Consider the following 21,795-nt stretch of genomic DNA (forward strand, 5'->3'; position numbering starts at 1 on the left):
AAAAAGTCTGTTCTCGTTTTGGGAGGTTTGGTGATTTTGACCACTTATTAATATGAAAAGGATGATGAAACCATACAATGCAGAATAAAGAATACATAAAGAATATTATTGATAAATATTTATTAGGAGAGGCTTCGGAGGAAGAGATCGCTTTTTTGGATTCGTATTACAAGTATTTTGATAAGAATAATAATGTATTGGAAGAATTCACTAAAGAAGAACAAAGCGAGCTTGAAATCCGGATAAAAAAAAGGATTAAAAGTGGATTAAAAAGGAAAAACCGTTCAAGAATTCCGATTGGGATGAAAATAGCCGGTGTCGCTGCTGCAATAGCCATTTTGGTAGCTACTGTATTTTTGGGCAGAGATAACGAAAATCCAATAAATGAGGTATCTCCGGAAAATCAGGTCGCTGTTGTTCATGAAATTTTGATAACCAGTGAGAAGATGGAGAATATCTATCTGCCAGATGGAAGTATCGTTTATATGAATGAGGGGAGCAAGTTGCGATATCCATCTGAGTTCGATTCTTCTGGGAGAGAGGTATTTCTCGAAGGAGAAGGGTATTTTGATGTAAAACACGACCCGGAACGACCTTTTATTGTACGGAGTGGAAATATATCAACGCGTGTCCTCGGAACAGCTTTTAATGTAAGGGCTCTTCCGGATGAAGATGAAATAAAAGTAACCGTTACCAGGGGTAAAGTACAGGTGTTGGAGGATAAAAAAGAATTAGGCGTGATTACACCTGACCAGCAAATAGCGTATAATAAGGATTCCAAGGAATTTACCCAAATGGATTTAAACCCAAAGAAAGAAGCCGTGGCATGGAAGCCGGTCGAATACAGCTTATCGAATTTGTCAATGAGTGAAGTGGCCGGGTTTATCAGCAAAAGGTGGGATCGAAAGATTGAATTTGCAAGCCAGGAAATCGAAGGTTGTTATCTGTCGGCCACATTTTTTGAGGAAGATTCTCTGGAAGAGTTACTAAACGTAGTATGCACAGTAGTGAATGCGAAGTATAAATTTGAAAATCAAAAAATTATCATATATGGAATAGGATGTAAATAAGGAAAATCCTCAATACAAAAGGAGGAGAATAATTTAACTTTTACTTTGAATTAAAAAGTCCTTCCGGCTGCCACCGGAAAGACTTGAGTGTACTTAAATAATCAAGACATTTAACTATTTAAAAACATTTAAAATTATGAAATATTTGTTTCCCCGGGGAATTTCCTACGAGGTATTTTACCCCGAAGTAAGCAGGCAAATGCGTTTTTGGATGAGAGTCAGCTTTACATTAGTTGTATTTATTACCCTGGGGCTGAATTTGCTTTTAGCTACTGATGGATATACACAGGGTCTGGAGGATGAAATCATCAATATAGAAGCGATTAATGAACCCTTGCCAACCGTATTTAAAAAAATCGAAAAACAAACCCAATATCGCTTTGCTTATAACCCCAACGAAGCAGGAGAATATTATGCAAATCTGAAAAATGATAATAGCAGTCTGGATACGATACTAAATGTTCTACTGCAAAAGACACCTTTTCTGTATAAAGTGATAAATAATAAAATCATCATATACAGGAAGAATGTAAAGCAAGTCCCGGTTATACGGGATTACCCTGAGTCAATTAGGGCATTGGATCGACTTCAATTTAAAAAATTAGTGGCTGATATATCAGGAAAAGTAGTCGATGCCAATGGGGAACCGCTTATAGGCGTTAATGTTTTAGTAAAAGGAACATCAAAAGGAACCTCTACAGATTTTAACGGAGAATTCTCATTTAGTGACATCGAAGACAATGCAGTACTTGTATTTTCTTATATAGGTTATCAAACTAAAGAAGTTTCTTTAGATGGGCAAAATAATATAGACATTACTCTGGAAGAGGATTCACAGACCCTGGAAGAAGTAGTAGTTGTCGGATACGGGGTGCAAAGGAAATCTGACATAACTGGGTCGATCAATTCGGTAGACCTGGAGAACTCTCCTGTATCATTGGCTCCCAATATGAATGTGCTTCAATCTTTGAAAGGAAATGTAACTGGCTTGAATATTGGTGCTTCAAACGCAGCCGGGCAATCGCCGAGTATTTTGGTCCGTGGGCAAAATTCAATTAATGGTAGCAATAGTCCTCTAATCGTTTTGGATGGAGTGATTTATATGGGAGACCTGAACACTATAAATCCCAATGATATAGCTAGTATTGATGTGCTAAAAGACGCTGTGTCGGCTGCAGCATACGGTTCGCGTGCCTCTAATGGTGTAATTGCCATTACCACGAAAAAAGGAAGGTCTGAAAAACCGTTGATCACTTTCAATACAAGAGCGGGGGTGAAAACTTGGCCAAATAGACCCGAATTAATGAAAGGGGAAGAATGGATAGATGTAGTAATTGACCGGAACGGTTTGGCTGAAGGTTCGACTGATTGGATGCAAGCCGGTGAATTAGAAAATTATGAGGCGGGGAATGAAACGAATTGGTTGGATGAAATTTCTCAGCAGGGATTATTTCAAAACTACCAGTTGGCAGTGTCCGGGGCTTCCAACAACGTGAATTACTACTTGTCCTCAACATATAATAAAGATGAAAGCGTAATCAAGGGTGATGATTTTAACCGGGTGTCTATTTTAGGGAAAATGGATGCCGATATCAATAATTGGATTAACGTCGGTGTGAATGGAGCCTACAACAGGGAAGATTTTTCAGGCTATTCTGCAAGCCTGTCTTCAGCTTACAGAATGTCTCCATACGGAGTGAACTTCCGGGATGATGAAGGGAATCTGGAAAAGTATCCATATACCCAATCCCTGATTCATCCGTTGTGGGGAGTAAATGATGGGACAAGGGATCACCAAACAATACAGCATAATTATAGATTGCAAACATATGCTTCGGTTGATGTCCCCAGAATTGAGGGATTGAATTTCCGTATGAATGTTCAGCTTACATCCGATCGAAGTGACGGAGGGAATTTTATTTATGAAGATTATTACGTTGCAGAAGGAGAAGGGGCCGACCGGTACTTCCCTTCCACTATTCAGGGATTCCTGGCAAGGGCCAATGGATCGGCGTATAACAATACTTCTTTTAGTTATGTTTGGGACAATATACTCAGCTATAATAAAACATTTGCCCAACACGGTATAGATGCTACTTTAGTGGCTACAAGAGATTCCAGGAAGATTGTTAATGAGAGTATGACAGCTTCTGATTTTTCCACCAATGGAAATACAGAGCTTGGTATGAACGGCCTTCATTTTGGAAATGTCCAGAGAATTGATTTGTCAGGAGCTAATAAAAGAACGAATATTGGTTATTTGGCAAGATTAAATTATTCGTATGGGGGAAAATATTATTTAACATCCTCTTTGCGACGAGACGGTGCTTCAGTTTTTGGAGCGGATAGAAAATGGGGTAATTTTGGAGCTGTTGGCTTGGCCTGGCGGATTTCAGAAGAGAATTTCATGCAAAATTACAATTTCATTGATGACCTGAAATTAAAACTGTCCTGGGGGCAAAATGGTAATCAGGGAATTGGTCCTTATACTACTTTATCGCAGGTAGCCAATGGACCTTCCGGGGGATATAGATATCAATTTTCACATACCGGGAGTGAAATTTATTACGGTTTGGTACAGAGTACACTGGGAAATTCAACATTGGGCTGGGAAAGTACAGAAACCTGGAACACAGGATTTTCATCTAGTTGGTTGAATAATCGTCTATTTGTGGATTTGGATATTTACTTTTCTCAGACTACAGACCAGATCTTTCAACGAAATATTCCGGTTATGACTGGGTTTAAAACTGTTTTTGCATCTCTTGGGCAGGTTGATAACTCAGGTGTAGAGTTGACCGTACGATCCATTAATATCCAGAAGAGTAATTTTAATTGGTCTTCTTCCGTTACATTTTGGCAAAATAACAACAAACTGGCTAAATTATACGGGGAAGATAACGACGGTGACGGTGTGGAGGATGACGATATTGGGAATAGCCTTTTTATCGGTGAACCTATCAATCCTTATTATGGGTATAAGCAAGAGGGTATTGTCCAGGAAGGTGATGATGATTACATCGCATTAACGGGGGCTTCCCCGGGGGCACCTAAATATGTAGATCTGGATGGTGAAGAGGGAATTACATCACAGGATAGAACCATTCTGGGGTACCGCCAGGAGCGTTTTAGACTAAACATGAGCAATACGCTTACTTTTGGGAATTTTGAATTTTATACATTGATTACAGGGGTATTTGGCGGTAGCGATGGATATATGCAGTCTAATGTCAATGCCTACCTTACACGGACCAATCGATTTAATGACAATATGACTTCGAAGCCGTATTGGACACCGCAAAATCAAAGCAACGAATATCCGGCACCCACATTTTCAGGCGATGGCCGGTTTTTGGGATTACAGTCACGAAGTTTTGTGAGGTTACAGGATGTGACTCTTTCTTATAGCTTTGAACAAAGTTGGTTGCAAAGGGTGAATATGAATCGGCTACAGGTATTTGTTGCAGCGAAAAATGTAGCAACTTTCACCAATTGGGAAGGAGGTGACCCTGAAGTAGGTGCTACTTACTTGTCAAACACCTTTCCGGTAATGGGTACCTTTTCTGTGGGTGCGAATGTCAGTTTCTAAAATTTTAAAAGTAAACAACGATGAAAAATATTAAATACATCAATATTATATTTTTGACAATAATCCTCAGTTTTGTTGGATGTAATGATGAAGAATTTCTTAAAGAAGACCCGCCAACTTTCTATACTGTCGATAATGCATTTTCTACTTCTGCCCAAATAGATCAGGTACTTGTTTCCATATACTCCCATATTCGAGATTTATGGGTCAATCCTACTGAACAGCAGTGGATATTTAATTTCAGGGGGAAAGGGACTGACATGTATGATGTCCCCATTATCAGAAGAGGAAATACTTTTAGTGACTATGGGGCAATTAATCCAGACCACGGTACCTTTTACGAGGTTTATTCTACCTGGTATTATGTGATTAACAGAGCCAATTTGGCTTTGTACGCTGCCGAACTTCCCCAGATTACCTGGGATTCGGATACAGAAAAGGCATATGCCCTGGCACAGGCAAGATTTTTTCGGGCTTTTGCTTACCGAAATCTGGGAGAACTTTTTGGAGGGGTCCCGATTGTAACGGAAATAAGCACAGTGCCAAAGTACGATTTTCAACCTTCTACTCGATTAGAAACTTATCAATTTGCCATTGAAGAATTAGAGGCTATCGAAAATGACCTGCCAGAAACGACATCTCGTGGAGGGCGAATTGTCCGTGGTGCGGCTCAGCATAATCTAAGTGAACTGTACCTGGCCCTTGGAACCCAATTGGAAGCAGAAGGTAATTCTTCAGAAGCCCAGGCAGCTTATCAGAAGGCTGTAGTCAATGCCGATAAAGTAATCGATGGAGGAGTGTATTCACTTGTAAACGAGAGATTCGGCTCGAGAGTTGATGAAGAGTCAGTGACAATTGAAGTTTATGACAATGGTTCAACCGTTAATCCTATTGCTGACACATTATTATTAACGCCTAATTATTATTGGGATCTTTTTCAGGAAGAGAATGTGAATTACCAGGACGGTAATACCGAGAGTATTTGGGCAGCGCAAATTGATTATACGGCATATCTTACGGAAGATGGGAAATCAAAGTTGCCTTATTCCCGTACTTATGGCCCGGTTTTCAGGGATATAGTAAGCGAACATCTTTCAGGTACATTGGAGAGTCTCGGAGGAAGGGGGATTTCGCAAGTCAATATTACCATGTATGCCAGGGATGAGGTATACGAAGGAAAATGGGAAGATGACATGAGAAATTCAGAAATTGTCTTTAGGAGAAGATATAAAGGGAATGTCACTTCGTCTCCGTATTACCAGGAGATAGTTCCGTGGGATGTAATGTATAATTTAAGTGCAGATGAAACTACTATTCGAAATAATACAAGTGAGATTTATCCGGTTTCATGTAAAATAGCAGTAGATGAATACACCGGGTTGGAAGATGGTGAAAACAGGAGTAACCTATTCCGTGATGAATACATTATACGTCTCCCTGAAACTATTTTGCTAAGGGCTGAAGCCAAACAAAGACTGGGGGACAAAGCCGGTGCAGCTGCCGATGTTAATGTATTGCGGGAAAGGGCACAATGTGAATATTTGGTGACAGCCGCAGATATGGATGATGACTTCAATACGATATTGGATGAGCGAGCCCGGGAATTAATATATGAAGAGTGCCGCTGGAATACCTTGCTTAGAATGGGGGATAATATTGCTGTTGAACGTATAAGGGAACATGCACATTGGCCTGAAACACCTGCTACGCTAACTTTCGACTATAATTTGTGGCCGATTCCACAAGATGTAATAGATACCAACAAAGATGCTCCTATCCCACAAAACGAGGGCTGGGAGAATCGGTAATATTATTGTTCCAAGGGAACATGTTCTATTGGAAGTATAGAAATTGTAAGGGACCTAGTACTTCAGCATTTTTACGTACGCTTTCTAAGGCTAAAAATTTTAGAAATACATGCCAAAATATATATTATTGGTGTTAATTACTTTGCTCTCTATTGACATTTGCGGGCAAACTGATTATTCACTTAAAACAAAACAGGATATATCATTTAATGACCTGGATTCAGGATTTCAAAATCCACCACCTGGGTCCCGTTTACGGTGCTATTGGTGGTGGCTCAACGGAATGGCAACTAAAGAATCCATTACCCGGGACCTGGAAGAAATGAAAGCCAAAGGGTATGGAGGAGCCTCCATTGTGGATGCCGGTAGTTCAAGTTATGACATAGCCCACAAAACAAAAGCAGGGCCTGTTTTTATGAGCCCGAATTGGATGGATTTGTATCAACACGCTGTAAAAGAGGCAGATCGGATAGGAATAGAGTTAAGTGTTAATGTACAAAGTGGATGGAATCCCGGAGCCCCTACCATAACCCCTGAAATGGCTGTTAAAAAGCTGGTGTATTCCGAAGCTGAAGTTGCTGGCGGGCAAAGGATTCAAATGGAGTTGCCCTTACCTGATTCAAACCTTATATACAGGGATGTAATGGTACAAGCTATCCCCTTACCACCAGAGGGGGCACCGGTCAAAAACGATGCTATACTTTACTGGGAGAAAAAATCTTTCAATAAACCCATGGGTTGGAAGGGAATATATCCTCTACATCAATTGAGAGAAATGAAAGATTCTACAAAAAGTACAGAGATTATTAGAAAAAGTGACATCATTGATTTGACCGGTCAATTTGATGGTGATCAGCTTATATGGGAGGTGCCCTCTGGTAATTGGTTGGTCATACGGTACGGGTGGACCTGCACGGGAGCCCGTACATCGACCACAAGTGATGGGTGGAGTGGCTTGTCTTTGGATCATCTGAACCCGGATGCATTTGAGCTATTCAGAAAGACTGTGATACAACCCTTAATTGATGCAGCTAAGGTGGCAGGTAACAGTGTGAAATTTCTCCAGACGGACAGTTGGGAGATGGGAACGACGAACTGGACGAATCGATTTCCTGAAGAATTCAAAAAACTCAGGGGATATGACTTAGATAAGTTTATGCCGGTTCTGACAGGTCGTATCGTGGCTGGCAGGGAGCTGTCAAATCGATTTTTGCACGATATTAGAAAGACCGTAGGTGATTGTGTGATTAATAACCACTATAAATTATTTGCAGAGTTGGCTCATGAACATGGTATGGGTATTCATCCGGAATCCGGCGGACCACATTCTGCGCCGGTAGATGCGCTCCAGGTAATGGCTGAAAGTGATTTTCCACAGGGCGAATTTTGGGCGAGGTCCAATACCCACAGAGTTTCGGATGCTGCGAGACTGGCTGTAAAACAGAGTGCGTGCGTGGCCCATACTAATGGAAAGCGCATTGTAGCTGCTGAAGGCCCTACAAGTATCGGCCCGCAATGGGAGAGGGCACCCAAAGACCTCAAGGCAAATATCGACCGGATTTTTTGTTCGGGAATTAACCGGATCGTATGGCACACATTTACTTCTTCTCCAGAGGAATTCGGGAGGCCAGGTAATGAATATTTTGCAGGCACTCATCTCAACCCCCATGTAACATGGTGGGATCAGGCAGATGATTTTATCGACTACCTCAACCGAAGCAGTTTTATGCTCCAGCAGGGATTGTTTGTGGCTGACGTCTTGTATTATTATGGTGATGATGTTCCTAATTTCGTGTTTTTAAAGGAGGAATATCCCGAATTGGACTTCGGTTATGATTGGGATAAATGTTCCAGGGATGTGATGCTTGAAAGGGTCTCTTTCTCTAATAATGAGATAATTTTACCTGACGGTATGAGTTATCGGTTGCTAGTCATGGCCCCTGAGCAGTCGGTTGACCTGGAAGTATTAAAAAAGATTAAAGTTTTAGTGGAGCAAGGTATGACTGTAGTAGCACCACCTCCGGGAGCTACTACCGGATTGTCAGATTATCCCAAAGGCGACCGTGAACTGAATGATATAGCTGAAAAACTATGGGGCGATATTGATGGAGAGACGATTACCGAAAATAAATACGGCAAAGGGAGAGTAATTTGGGGGCAGGATGTAAATAGTGTTCTGGCAGATATGAATGTGCGGCCTGATTTTGAATTTATAAGCCCGGACCCGAAAACCGAACTGGATTATATACACAGGACTACTAATGAAAATGAAATTTATTTCGTAGTTAATAAGTATGCCCGTAAGGGAATTAATGATTTTGAATATAGGTATTTATCCGAGCTTCCCGACCGTTTCGAAAAGGTGGAGTGCAAGTTCAGGGAATCTGGAAAGATTCCGTATTTGTTCGATCCCAATACAGGTGAGAAAAAACAAATTTTGACGTACCGCGAAGAAAATGGGTATATAACTTTACCACTTCATTTCCCTCCGGAGGGTTCTTATTTTGTTGTTTTTGCTGACGGAGAAATGGAAGATCATATCGTATCTATAGAAAAGGACGGAGAAAGTCTATTTCCGGGAAACTCCTTTGCTGCCAGGAAAAATCCGTACATAGATTTTGAAATGCAGGAGGGCGAATGGCAGACCTGTGTTTATGAGACCGGGTATTATACATTGGAGTGGTCTGATGGGAAGGTCCACAATATATCATTAAATGAAGAAATGAAAAAGGTTCCCCTGACCGGAAGCTGGGACGTGGAATTTGATACTTCCTGGGGCGGCCCAGGGAAGGTTGGATTCGATGAACTGAAATCATGGACGAAATTCGAAGATCCCAGAATCAGGTACTATTCAGGTGCAGCAGTCTACACCAAAAAGTTCTCAATCAAAAAGTCGGACTGGAAAAGCAACAAAGCACTGTTAAATTTGGGCAATTTGCATGCAATTGCTGAGGTGACTTTGAATGGGCATCAATTTTATGCTAACTGGTTTCCTCCGTATGAAATTGATGCGACGGAATACCTCCGGGACGGTGAGAATACATTATCTATTAAAATTGTCAATTTGTGGCCTAATCGCCTTGTAGGAGATGGAAAACTACCTAAAGAAGATAGGCTGACTCAGACTAATATTGTGAAATTTAATGGCCCTGGTGCAGATAAATTCTTACGTGTTTCAGGTTTGTTGGGCCCTGTGGATTTGAAGTTCCCGAAAGTGGAACAAAGTAGATAGTGTTTGAGGAATTAAATTCACGTTATTAATTTTTTTCTCTTCGGTTCTTGTCAGGTCGCGAAGGGCTCCATGGAAGAGTTTTATCCTGGCAACCCAAGCATAAAATGTCAGGTCAGGAGACCTCACAAGAATTAGTGTCAATCGTGTTGGGTATAGAAAGGGGATTAACCACAAATAACACGAATGCATTCAAAGGTCAATTAAGAAAAATCAATGATCAATCTGCAAATTAGAAAACTATGGCCAATCGAATAAAGTAGGCAAATAACCGCGTTGGCGGAAGAACCTTGCAGGAGAGCTATTGCGAAGGGGGAGGGGGCTTACGCCTTGGAACCAGTATGCAGTAGTCATTGATCAGTTTCTTGTCTGGTATTCCGTCGGGACAATGACCAATAAACGATGATGAAATAATCAATGCTCATTGATCTTGCTTGGGGTGTTGTCACTCTATTCAAAAGATCCTTATGTAAATATACTCCCTTCGATAATTATTTTATTTTTATATCTAATATTTAAAATTTCTCGCTGCCATACTCTATTTTGGATAAAATGAACAGGAATATTCCCTACAACTTAAATTATGTCCGCCTAATATCAATTGTTGCTGCCATTGGCGGGTTTTTATTTGGTTATGATTGGGTGGTTGTGGGAGGGGCCAAACCTTTTTATGAACCGTATTTTGGGCTTGAGACACCTGGTCAACAAGGGTGGGGAACGAGTTCTGCACTTGTTGGTTGTATATTAGGAGCATTGGCATGTATGTACATGGCAGATAAATTTGGGCGAAAAAGATTGCTGATCCTGGCAGGATTTCTTTTTGCTATTTCAGCTATAGGGACTGCTATGAGTTCTGATTTTAGTGCGTATAATTCATATCGGATATTAGGAGGGTTGGGGATTGGTATTGTGCTGAATTTATCGCCGATGTACATAGCTGAAATGTCGCCACCACATCTTCGTGGAAAATTTGTCTCCCTGAATCAACTCATGATAATGATTGGGATTCTTTCTGCTCAATTAGTTAACTGGCAAATTTCTGAAATGGATACTAATCTAATGCCTAATGCAACTGAGGAAATGATCCGGCAGAGCTGGAGCGGTCAAATGGGATGGCGTTGGATGTTTGGGGTCGAGTTTATTCCGGCATTTCTATTCTTTTTACTGATGTGGATGATACCTGAAAGTGTGAAGTGGCTTCTAAAGAAGGGAGAAAATGAAAAAGCTGCTGAAATACTCAATAAGATAGGGGGTGAGGATTATGCACGTCTGGAAATTGCTGAAGTAACAGCTGTTCTCAAAAGTGAAACGGTAAAAACATCCTATTGGAAGGAATTGACACAATCCAATATGCTAAAAATTTTGATGTTGGGAATTTTCCTGGCTATTCTTCAACAATGGAGTGGGATGAACGTGGTTTTTTACTATGCAGCGGATATATTTCAGGCTGCTGGTTATGATATCAAACAGATGATGCTCCAGATTGCCGTGATAGGCACAGTAATGGTGATTTCGGTAATTTTTACGATTTATTTGGTGGATAGTTTGGGTCGTAAGACACTTATGTTATTTGGGACAGGGGCTTTAGCAGTAATCTATATTATTGAAGGATTTTGTTTTTACTATGGCGTATCGGGTATTCCCATTGTCGTCCTGACTTTGTTGAGTGTAGCTGTATATTCTTTTACCCTGGCCCCGCTACTTTGGGTTATATTATCGGAAATTTATCCAACCCATCTCAGGGGAGCAGCGATGTCGATTGCTGCTACAGCTCATTGGATCGGTAACTTCTCTCTTACATTTACGTTCCCGACCATAAAGGAGAATTTGGGATGGCCGGCCAATTTTTGGTTATACGCAGGGATTTGTACAATCGGTTTTATTATTCTCATATTGATCCTACCGGAAACAAAAGGGAAGTCTCTCGAGGAGATTCAACAGGAATTTGGTGTGTGAAATCTTAAAGTTTGGAAACTACAATGTCCAATAATACGGTGTGCGATAAATTTTATGAAGTAAATCTTTATATTGGAGATTCAATTCAAAATAGCCGAAATAGTATGCGAACAAATATTTTCTTATTGTTTTTCTTTTTTACGATTAATTCGATTGCCCAGGATATTGATTTATCTATTTACCCTTATTGGAAATATTACGGAAATGTCTCCAATTCCCTGTATGAAACCATATCGGAGAGGGGATTTGAACGGTTGGATAATCGTAAAGAAGAAATACATAATTTAGAAACATTATATGACTGGAAAGTTCGGCAACTTGACGTAAAGGTTAAATTGGAGAAAATATTTGGTCCTTTTCCAGAAAAAAATCCTTTGAATCCTGTAATAACAGGTACTTTAGAGCGGAGTGACTTCACGGTAGAGAATCTGTATTTTGAGTCAATGCCGGGATACTATGTTACTTCAGCTTTATTTTTACCCCAAGAAAGGGAGGGGAAAGTGCCTGCTATAATTTACTGCAGTGGTCACACGGAAAATGGATACAGAAGTGAGACCTATCAGCATATTATCATGAACTACGTGAAGAAAGGGTTTGCAGTATTGGCTATTGATCCCATAGGCCAGGGAGAGCGAATTCAATATTTGGAAAATGGGAAGCCGAGATTCGGTGCTACCCATGAACATTCGTACCCAGGCTCACAGGCAATTTTAGCAGGAATTACACCGGGGAAGTATTTTATTTGGGACGGCATCCGGGCTGTGGATTACTTATTATCCCGACCGGAGATTGATGGAGAGCGTATAGGAATCACAGGAAGGTCAGGAGGGGGAACTCAATCAGCCTACATAGCGGCTATGGATGATCGGATCCTGGCATCTGCTCCGGAATGTTATATTACTACGTTTGATAAATTGTACCGCTCAATAGGTCCACAGGATGCAGAACAAAATTGGATTGGTGGAATTAGTGAAGGATTGGATATGGCAGACTTAATAGAAGTCCGTGCCCCCAAACCAACTATGATTATTGGCACTACCCGGGACTTCTTCAATATTCAGGGAGCTAAAGACAGTTATCTGGAGTCAAAAAGAATTTTCGAAGCTTATGGAAAGGAAAATCAATTGCAAATGGCTGTTGATGATGATGGGCATGCATCGACAAAAGCGAACAGGGAGTCTGCCTATAAATTTTTTCAAACGTATTTGTCAAATCCGGGAAGTGCTCAGGACGAGGAAACAGAACCGTTTTCGGAAGAAGAATTGTGGGTGACAAAAACCGGAAACATTTTTACCAGCCTGAAGGGGAAAAACATGCATGCATTAATTCTTGAAGATTATCTTTCTAAGAAATCTTCTTCCGTAAACAAAAAATCAATCATTAAAGAAGGGGGGAAATCAAAGTTCGTGTTTGAAGGGGAATTCGAATCTGTTTTTTCCGGGAGATATGATTTTGAAAGCTATACATTAGAAAAGTACCTGGTAGGGAAAGTGGGGAAGTACCCGGTCCCTTTGATTTGGTACAGACCAAAATCCAATACAATAGGTAAGGCGGTCATTCTCCTACGTGAAAATGGTAAAGATGATTATAAAGGAAGTACGATTCCGATGAAGTTGATCGATAAAGGTTATCATGTTTTGGTTCCTGATTTAAGTGGTATTGGAGAATTGGGTGGAGGCTTTGACGGAGGAGATGCCCGGATCGGAAATGTTCCTTTAAATGTTTGGTATGGCGGTGCTATGACTGGTTTGCTACCTGTTGAAATACGTTCCCGTGAAATCGACATGATTATCGATTTCTTAAAGAGTCAAATGGATGATATTAGCTTGTATGGTGCGGCTGAAGGCTTTTTGGTGGGAGATCTGCTGCTTGCTTCATTTAATAATATGTTTGATGGAATTGTACTGGACGGTTCCACTCCGGCCTGGAAATCGGTATTGGAAAATGTAGAATATAATCCAAAATATTTACTGTCTTCCTTTCCCGGATCTGTTTATGGTTATGATTTACCAGATTTAATTGAAAATAATCCCTGTCCGGATATTACAATATTAAGGGTTGGAGATTCGTCAGAGGAATCCGGTATGGGGATTGATACAGAAAACTACAGTAGAAAAGGACTTGAAAAAGCAAAAGTTACTACTTCGTTCGATGAAGGGGTGCTAAGTATATTTTAATATAAAATCCCTGTGAATCAGGAGCAAAGAAAAATAATGATCATCACCAAAAGTTCCTTTACCCCTCGCAGATATTTCAATGCATTACTTATGTGAGTTTCAACAGTCCTTTTGGAAATGCCCAATTGTTCAGCGATCTCTTGATTGGAGTTGTGTTCAAACCGGCTTTTATAAAATACTTCCCTGCATCTTTCGGGAAGATTGTCAAGATAGTTTACAACTTCTTCCCTAAGTTCTTTTAATTCAATAATACTATCAGCAAACTGTTCTTGCTTAATATTTTCAAGTATGTCCAAATGCTTTTGTTGGATATTGTTCCTTCTCAAAGCCATCAGTGTTTTATATTTTGTCGCCTGATAAAGATATGCTGGAAGATTTCCTATACTATTGAATTTCCTTTTTTCCCACAGGTCGATAAATATTTCCTGAACCACGTCTTCACTCGCACTTTTACTCTTTAAAATTTTATAAGCATTAATGTAAAGCTGATCCCAGTACCTTGCATATAACTCTTGCAAAGCGAGTTGATTGTTTTTTCTCAACTTTTGTAGTAGGACTTCGTCAGAAACATCAAATAATTTCCGGATCATAAAATAATCAGTTTAGAATGCCAGGTATCACAATTGAAAATTTGAATCTGGATAATTGTGATAATAAAGCGTAGTAAAATTCCGACGCAAGTAAATATAAAGATAAATTTCCTGAAACATAACAAAATGATAGTAATTATTTAACATGTTTCATTAGGATAATACATTTTTTATTACAAATACTTCTGACTTTTTTGGTTGGTTTAATAGGGATGAAAAGCTTATTTAAGCATGCCAGTATGCTGGATTTCTGATTTAAAGTGCTGTTATATAGTTGTTTATTTGATTTTGGTTGGTTTCTGAAATTTATTTTTCTAATGAAATTACGTGTTTGTAGTTGTTTCGTGCAACAGCATAATAGGTCTTTTATATTAATGGATTATATCTTTCGATTCCTTTTGGTATAGCTTTAATAAATTAAAAAATAAAAACCATTGATAGTTATGATTGAAAATGCGGTATTACTTACATGTGGTTTATTCAATCACCCCAATGCTAAAACAGCACATGGGTTGATTAGAGTAAGCCAAAAGTATAATATAATCGGAGTGATTGACAACGTGTATTCCGGGCAGGATGCAGGTGAGCTTTTGGATGGAGAATATCGGAATATACCTGTTTTTCCTTCTGTAGTGGATACTGTAGAAAAATTCGGTGGAGGGATAAAATATGCAATAGTCGGTATAGCTCTTCCAGGAGGGATAATTTCGGAGGTTTTGAAGAAGGAGATAATAGAGTGCATAAAATCAGGGATGTCTATCGTTTCGGGTTTACATGACTACCTCTCTGAAATACCTGAATTGAAATCATTGGCTAAGTATTATGATGTTTCTTTAATTGATGTTAGAAAACCCAAACCAAAAGATGAGCTTACATTTTGGTCCGGAGATATATTTGAGGTTACATGTCCGATTATCGGAGTATTGGGCACTGATTGTGCATTGGGAAAGCGGACAACCACTTCTTTGATTGTTAATGCTTTGCATGAAAAGGACGTCAAAGCGGAAATGATCTATACCGGACAAACAGGATATCTCCAAGGGTATAAGTATGGATTCATTTTGGACACCACAGTCAATGACTTTGTGTCGGGGGAGTTGGAGAAAGCGATCCTTTCATGCTATAGGGATTGCAACCCTGAAATAATCTTTATTGAAGGTCAATCGGCTCTTTGTAATCCCAGTGGACCATGTGGTGCAGAATATTTATTATCAGCACGTGCTAAAGGGGTAGTACTTCAACATGCTCCGGCAAGAGAACATTATAAAGGACAAGATCATACAAAACAAAAAATATCCTTAAAAAGGGAAATTGCCCTGATTCGGACCTATGGTTCTGAAGTGATAGTTATTACACTAAATACGAAAGGATTGACCCGGGAAGAGGCTTTAGATCACAAGATAAATATAGAGAAGGAATTTGAAATCCCGGTTGAATTGCCAATTGAAGATGGAGTGACTGGTGTCATTGACCGTATAACTGACTATACAAGTAATTACAACGGCTAAATATATTTATACAAAATGAAAATTGAGCATATAGAAATAGCAAGAAAAAATTTAAAACTAGCCCGGCCATATACTATTGCATTTAAAGAAGTTACGAAGGTGGAAAATGGTATTGTAACTATTTTTTCGGACCAGGGAAATAAGGGATTAGGAGCTTTTAATCCCAGCCATGAAGTAGTAGGGGAAACCCTGGATGATGCATTCACTGTATTGACTAATGAACGTTTAGGGTTTTTAATTGGACGTGATATACGAGAATTACATCAACTTTGCTTTGAAATCCAAACTAGATTTAAAGAGAGTTCTTCAGCTAGAATTGGATTAGAAATAGCGCTTTATGACTTGTTCACTCAGTTCCTGGAAGTTCCTCTGTCTTTTTACCTGGGCCAGAAAATATATTCCAAACCAACATCGATTACTATTGGCATTAAGAATGTAGAAGAAACCATAAAGGAGGCAAGAGAATATTTAGAAAGGAAGTTTAAAATTCTAAAGATAAAATTGGGAAAAGATCTGGAAGAAGATATAGAAAGGCTGGTGAAATTGAGAGAAGTTTTTGGATATGGGATGGGAATTATAATCGATGCAAATCAGGGGTATACGATAGCTGATCTACTCCAGTTTTACGATGGCATAAAATCTTTGGATATCCCACTTATTGAGCAACCATTACCTTCTGGCAAAGAGAATGAAATGGTAGCCCTTCCGAAAGAAATTCTAAAAAAAATAGCTGTAGATGAATCCTTACTTTCACCTGGAGATGCTGAAATGTTAGTGCAGTCAAACATTGCTTGTGGGTTTTTTAACATCAAACTCATGAAATGTGGTGGTATAAGTGAAGCGATTAAAATAGGCGATATAGCATGCAGAAATGGAGTAAGTCTTATGTGGGGGTGCAATGACGAAAGTATCATCAGTATTACTGCTGCATTGCATGTGGCGTTTGCTTGTCCCCATACGAAATATATTGACCTTGATGGGAGTTTGGATCTGGCTGAAGATGTTGTTCAGAGTGGATTTGTTTTGAAGGAGGGAGTAATGTCGTTGCCCGACCGGTATGGACTTGGGCTGATAAGAAATTGAATTCGTTAATTTTTGTATGAAAATAAGTTCTAGAATATCAAGGTGTTAAGGGGGTGTTTTAAATTTTTTTTTAAAAAATATATTAAATGGTTACGTGTTATATACCTGTTAATGCAACTATTTACTGAACGGAAAGATGAAAAGAGATTTGACCATAGGGTGGCTTTCATTAAAGAATAAATGATTTTATGACAAAAGAGGATTTTTCACGTCTTATAAAAAAATATCTCGATGGGGATGCCTCACAGGATGAAATAGCCCTGATCGAAAAATTTTATAAGTATTTCCAGGATAAGGATTCCACGTGGGATTGGGATGCTATGGAAAAAAAACAGCTTGAAAATCGGCTATTGCGTAAAATCAATAGTCGGGTGGCATTTATTCAGAAAAAAGAAAGTATTTCAAAAAGAAGATATATTATGGGTATAGCGGCAACCATTGTGGTTTTGGTTGTGGGATATTTAACAATGTATACTATTGGAGATACAGTCGACCAACAAGTAGAAGAAGTGGTTGTTGTTGCAAACAATGGGGCAAAAAGTATATTTCTAAAGGATGGTACATATATTTTATTAAAAGAAGGATCCAAAATATTTCATCCTTTAGACTTTAAAGATGACGTTCGGGAAGTAAGACTCGAGGGAGAGGCCTGGTTTGATGTTAAAAGGGATACTTTGCGTCCCTTCAAGGTGACAAGTAAGTCTATAATTACTACGGTCCTGGGTACTTCATTTAATATTGTTGCACATCCGGAAGATAAAAAGGTTAAAGTGGCCGTGACAAGTGGTAAGGTTCAGGTAAGTGATCAATCCAAAGCGTTGAGTATTTTGAATAAAGATGAATCTTTATCCTATGATGTCCAATCTGGTTCTTTTGATAAAGAAGATAAATTGGAAGAAGAGTTGATACAGGTATTACAACCATCAGAATACAGGATGGCTGATGTCTCTATGTCTGAGGCTACAGACTTCCTGGCAGAGCGGTACAATAGGGAAATAGTATATGAGAACAAGAAAATAAAAGAATGTAGATTGTTTGCATCCTTTGACGAAGAAGATGAATTGGAAGATATTCTGATAATTATTTGTGGCATTAGTAATTCCAGGTACCGATCTGAAAATGGACGTATTGTGATCTCAGGAGACGGTTGTGAAAAAATTAATAATTAAATATTGAGTGAAATGATAAAATAATAAAAAAAAAGCCATCTGCTTTCAGCGGGCAGGCCGATAACAAGATGGCTTAAATGTTTCAAATAATTCGTACTTAAATTATTCAAAAAGGAAATACAAATTTATGAAAAAGTTACATTTTCAGGCAATGCCTTTGTGTTTTGTTGATGCATTACCTGGACTTAAAAAGCAATTTTGGATGAGAATTAGTTTTGTTTTCGTATCCATATTACTTTCAGGGTTACAGATCATTATGGCCAATGAAGGATTTGGTCAAAAATTGGAGGACGAGATAATAACTGTTGATGCAATGGATGAGACATTGCAAGATATCTTTCAGGATATAGAAATTCAAACCCCTTTTCGATTTGCCTATGATCCGGTTCAAGTTGCTGACTACAAGGTGTCTATAAGTGAGACCTCTATAAAATTGGATACGGCTTTGAAGTTGATTTTAAAAGACACTCCATTAATGTTTCGGCTTATAGATGATAAAATTCTTGTGTATTCTCCCTCACAGTCAAGGGCAATAAAACCACTGGAACAACATCGAGGAATACTGTCTTTTCAAAAGGTAGGTTTGAAAAGTTATGCCCTGACTCTGACAGGTAAAGTTGTGAGCCAGTCAGGTGAACCATTGATTGGAGTAAATGTATTGGTAAAGGGCACTGATAAAGGAACGGCAACGAATTTTGAAGGGAGGTTTGAACTCAATGATGTTAATGAAAATGACGTCTTAATCATATCGTATATTGGTTACCAGACTACAGAAATACCGGTCGATGGAAGAAGCTCTATAACAATTACATTGCTGGAAGATTCCCAGACGTTAGATGAGGTTGTCGTAGTAGGTTACGGTACTCAGAAAAAAGTAAATGTTATTGGGTCAGTTACATCAGTAGGCTCGGAGGAAATTACTGCCTCGCCGGTAGGGGCTATTTCAAATGCCCTGGCGGGCCGATTACCCGGAGGGATTTTTATGCAGGAGAACGGTGAGCCCGGAAATGACCAGGCCAATATAAGAATTAGGGGAAATGCTACTTTGGGAAATAATTCCCCACTTGTAGTGGTAGATGGGATTCCGGGAAGGGATTTGAATTCACTCAATCCTAATGATATTGAAGATATAACGGTTTTAAAAGATGCTTCTGCTGCTATCTACGGGGCTCAAGCAGCCAACGGAGTGATCTTGGTAACCACTAAAAGAGGAAAAAAGGATGTTCCGACAAAAGTAACGTATGGATTTTACGAAGGTGCTTTGACTCCAACAATGCTTCCGGAAATGGCTGATGCAGCTACGTATGCAACTATGATCCGTGAAAATCAATCCTATCGGGGCGTAGATGAATCAAATATGCTATTTTCAGAAGAAGATGTGGAAAAATATAGATCGGGTGAGTACCCCTGGACCCATCCGAATACAGATTGGTTTGATGCAGCTCTTAAAGACTATAGCTCTACCCGACAGCATAATCTGTCAGTGACGGGCGGAGGGGATAAAATTAGTTACTTCGGGTCATTTGGGGCACAAAATGATAATGGATTATATACTAATTCAAATACATCATATAAGAGATATAATTTTCGAGGCAATGTAGATATTGAAGTAAATGAATACCTGGATTTAGGTCTTGATATTACCGGAATTCAAGAAAACAGGATGTACTCCGGAGTTTCGTTTTCTACAATATTTCGAACTATTAGGAGAATGTACCCTACTGACCACGCAATTTTTCCAAATGGATTGCCGGGCCCGGATATAGAGTTTGGGGAACAACCCATGGTTATACCTTCTGAAGAGACAGGTTTTGACGATGATAAAAGGTACAGAAGCAATAATCTTTTTTCCGCAAACCTGAAAATTCCCTGGATAGAAGGATTGAGTCTTAACAGTTATTTTGCATATGATATATATTTCCAGAAAAGGAAATTGTTTCAAAAGCCCTGGACGCTTTATAGCTTAAATGAAGAAGCTTATCTGGCTGCAGGAAATACGGGAAAAGAGGATGGTTCGGAATTTTTAATACCAAGTCAAAAGGGGTTTTCTGAGCCCAGAGTAACTGATTATTCAACAAACTCTAATTCAAGTACTTTTAATTTCAAAATTAATTACTCAAAGACCTTAAATAATTTGCACAATTTAAGTGCTTTTGTGGCTTATGAACAGCAAGAAGGTTTTAATGAAAGCTTTAATGCCTACAGAAGGTATTTTGTATCGGATCGGCTTCCATATCTTTTTGCCGGTGGAGATGAGGAGAAAGATAATAATGGTTCTGTTGGGTTTGGGGCAAGGCAAAATTATTTTGGAAGGATAAGCTACAATTATGATGAAACATATATGTTCCAATTTAGCCTGCGAAGGGATGGGTCTGTGAATTTTTCTGAGGAGGCTGGAAGATGGGGTAATTTCCCTTCCGTCCTGGTCGGATGGAGACCTTCCCAGCACGATTGGTGGAAAAATGGTGTTTCGTTTATAGATTACTTTAAATTGAAGGCTTCCTGGGGTCAAATGGGGAATGATCGGGTAGCGGCATTTCAATACCTGGCAAGTTATGGTTTTGCCACAGGAGGAACTTTTGGAGCAGATAAAACCTATTTTCCCGGACTTCTCCAACAAGGAGCACCCAACCCCAATATTACCTGGGAAGTAGCGAATGTTTTTAATTTTGGTTGGGAGTCCCAGTTTTTGAATTCAAAATTTTCATTTGATACTGATTTCTTTTACGAAAGAAGAAATAATATTTTGGTCCAGAGGAACGTGTCTGTCCCTCAATTTGTGGGTATTACCCTGCCGGATGAGAACTTTGGTATAGTTGAAAACTATGGGTTTGAACTTCTTCTTGGCTTTAATGACTCTAAAGGGGACTTTGGATACGGTTTTTCCGGAAACCTGGCATTTGCAAGAAATCGTATTATTGAATCAGATGAACCGGAACGACCGGTTCCCTGGCAGGTTCGAACGGGAAAGCCCCAGGGTGCATTGTTGTTGTACAAGTCATTAGGCATCTTCAGGGATGAAGAACATGTCAATTCTATGGCACATGTGGCGGGTGCCAGGCCGGGAGATATCATTATTGAAGATTTTGACGGAGATGGGGAGATAACAGCCAATGACCGGCAGCTTTTTCCGTTGACGACAACACCTGAATTGACCTTTGGATTAAATTTTAATTTTTCATATAAAAATTGGGAGCTTTCCGGGTTGATACAGGGACATGGCAGGGCTTTACGACGAGTATACAATGATCTGAGAGCGGGAACGGCAGGAAACTATTTTCAGTACGACGCAGAAGATCGTTGGACCCCGGATAATATAGATGGAACCAAGCCCCGGGCTTATCAATGGACGGAAGAGTATTGGAGAAGTAGTCATATTACGGATTTTAATTATTCTGATGTTTCATATGCCAGACTCAGGAACTTGAAATTAAACTACCGATTACCTGCGAGTGTAATGGATTTCATAGGAATACAATCGGCGAGAATTTATGCTTCCGGACAGAACCTTTGGTTGATTTATTCCGGTAATGATATCATGGATCCGGAGTTGTTTGGGATGCAGTCATATCCTATAATGAAGGTGATCTCTGTGGGAGCTCAAATTTCTTTTTAA

Annotated in this window: 11 protein-coding genes; 10 read left to right on the top strand and 1 reads right to left on the bottom strand. The window is 39.4% G+C overall.

Annotated elements, in window-relative coordinates:
- Positions 1-77 precede the first annotated feature (77 nt).
- From LVD47_RS13355 to LVD47_RS13380, 6 genes are all read left to right on the top strand, one after another.
- On the top strand, positions 78-1,070 hold the full coding sequence (locus LVD47_RS13355; protein WP_236977126.1) for a FecR family protein: 993 nt from the start codon (positions 78-80) through the stop codon (positions 1,068-1,070).
- A 136-nt stretch (positions 1,071-1,206) separates the two neighbouring features.
- Entirely contained in the window at positions 1,207-4,659 is a 3,453-nt protein-coding gene (locus tag LVD47_RS13360; RefSeq protein ID WP_236977134.1) for a SusC/RagA family TonB-linked outer membrane protein, read from the top strand.
- A 20-nt stretch (positions 4,660-4,679) separates the two neighbouring features.
- Positions 4,680-6,467 carry a RagB/SusD family nutrient uptake outer membrane protein gene (locus LVD47_RS13365; RefSeq protein WP_236977136.1) on the top strand — a complete coding sequence of 596 codons (1,788 nt, stop codon included), beginning with the start codon at positions 4,680-4,682 and terminating at the stop codon, positions 6,465-6,467.
- Between the two features lie 109 nt (positions 6,468-6,576).
- Complete coding sequence (locus LVD47_RS13370; protein WP_236977138.1) at positions 6,577-9,699, top strand: glycosyl hydrolase; 3,123 nt, start codon at positions 6,577-6,579, stop codon at positions 9,697-9,699.
- Between the two features lie 549 nt (positions 9,700-10,248).
- Positions 10,249-11,652, top strand: coding sequence for a sugar porter family MFS transporter (locus tag LVD47_RS13375; protein WP_236977140.1), 1,404 nt, complete (start codon positions 10,249-10,251; stop codon positions 11,650-11,652).
- A 104-nt stretch (positions 11,653-11,756) separates the two neighbouring features.
- Positions 11,757-13,829, top strand: coding sequence for an alpha/beta hydrolase family protein (locus LVD47_RS13380; protein WP_236977142.1), 2,073 nt, complete (start codon positions 11,757-11,759; stop codon positions 13,827-13,829).
- Positions 13,830-13,846: 17 nt separating this feature from the next.
- Here the strand turns inward: LVD47_RS13380 and LVD47_RS13385 are convergent, their stop codons facing one another.
- On the bottom strand, positions 13,847-14,419 hold the full coding sequence (locus tag LVD47_RS13385; RefSeq protein ID WP_236977144.1) for an RNA polymerase sigma factor: 573 nt from the start codon (positions 14,417-14,419) through the stop codon (positions 13,847-13,849).
- Positions 14,420-14,862: 443 nt separating this feature from the next.
- On the opposite strand from LVD47_RS13385, the gene LVD47_RS13390 reads away from it, so the two are divergent.
- The 4 genes from LVD47_RS13390 to LVD47_RS13405 all read left to right on the top strand — a co-directional run bounded on the left by LVD47_RS13390 (position 14,863) and on the right by LVD47_RS13405 (position 21,795).
- Positions 14,863-15,927 (top strand): N-acetyltransferase DgcN family protein, encoded by a 1,065-nt coding sequence (locus tag LVD47_RS13390; protein ID WP_236977146.1) that lies wholly within the window; start codon positions 14,863-14,865, stop codon positions 15,925-15,927.
- Positions 15,928-15,942: 15 nt separating this feature from the next.
- The gene (locus tag LVD47_RS13395) at positions 15,943-17,010 is read left to right on the top strand and encodes a mandelate racemase/muconate lactonizing enzyme family protein (protein WP_236977148.1); all 1,068 of its coding nucleotides are present in this window, start codon (positions 15,943-15,945) and stop codon (positions 17,008-17,010) included.
- Between the two features lie 188 nt (positions 17,011-17,198).
- Complete coding sequence (locus LVD47_RS13400; RefSeq protein ID WP_236977150.1) at positions 17,199-18,179, top strand: FecR family protein; 981 nt, start codon at positions 17,199-17,201, stop codon at positions 18,177-18,179.
- Positions 18,180-18,306: 127 nt separating this feature from the next.
- Positions 18,307-21,795 (top strand): SusC/RagA family TonB-linked outer membrane protein, encoded by a 3,489-nt coding sequence (locus tag LVD47_RS13405; RefSeq protein ID WP_236977152.1) that lies wholly within the window; start codon positions 18,307-18,309, stop codon positions 21,793-21,795.

The sequence above is a fragment of the Membranihabitans maritimus genome (assembly GCF_021729145.1).
GTDB lineage: Bacteria > Bacteroidota > Bacteroidia > Chitinophagales > Saprospiraceae > Membranihabitans > Membranihabitans maritimus.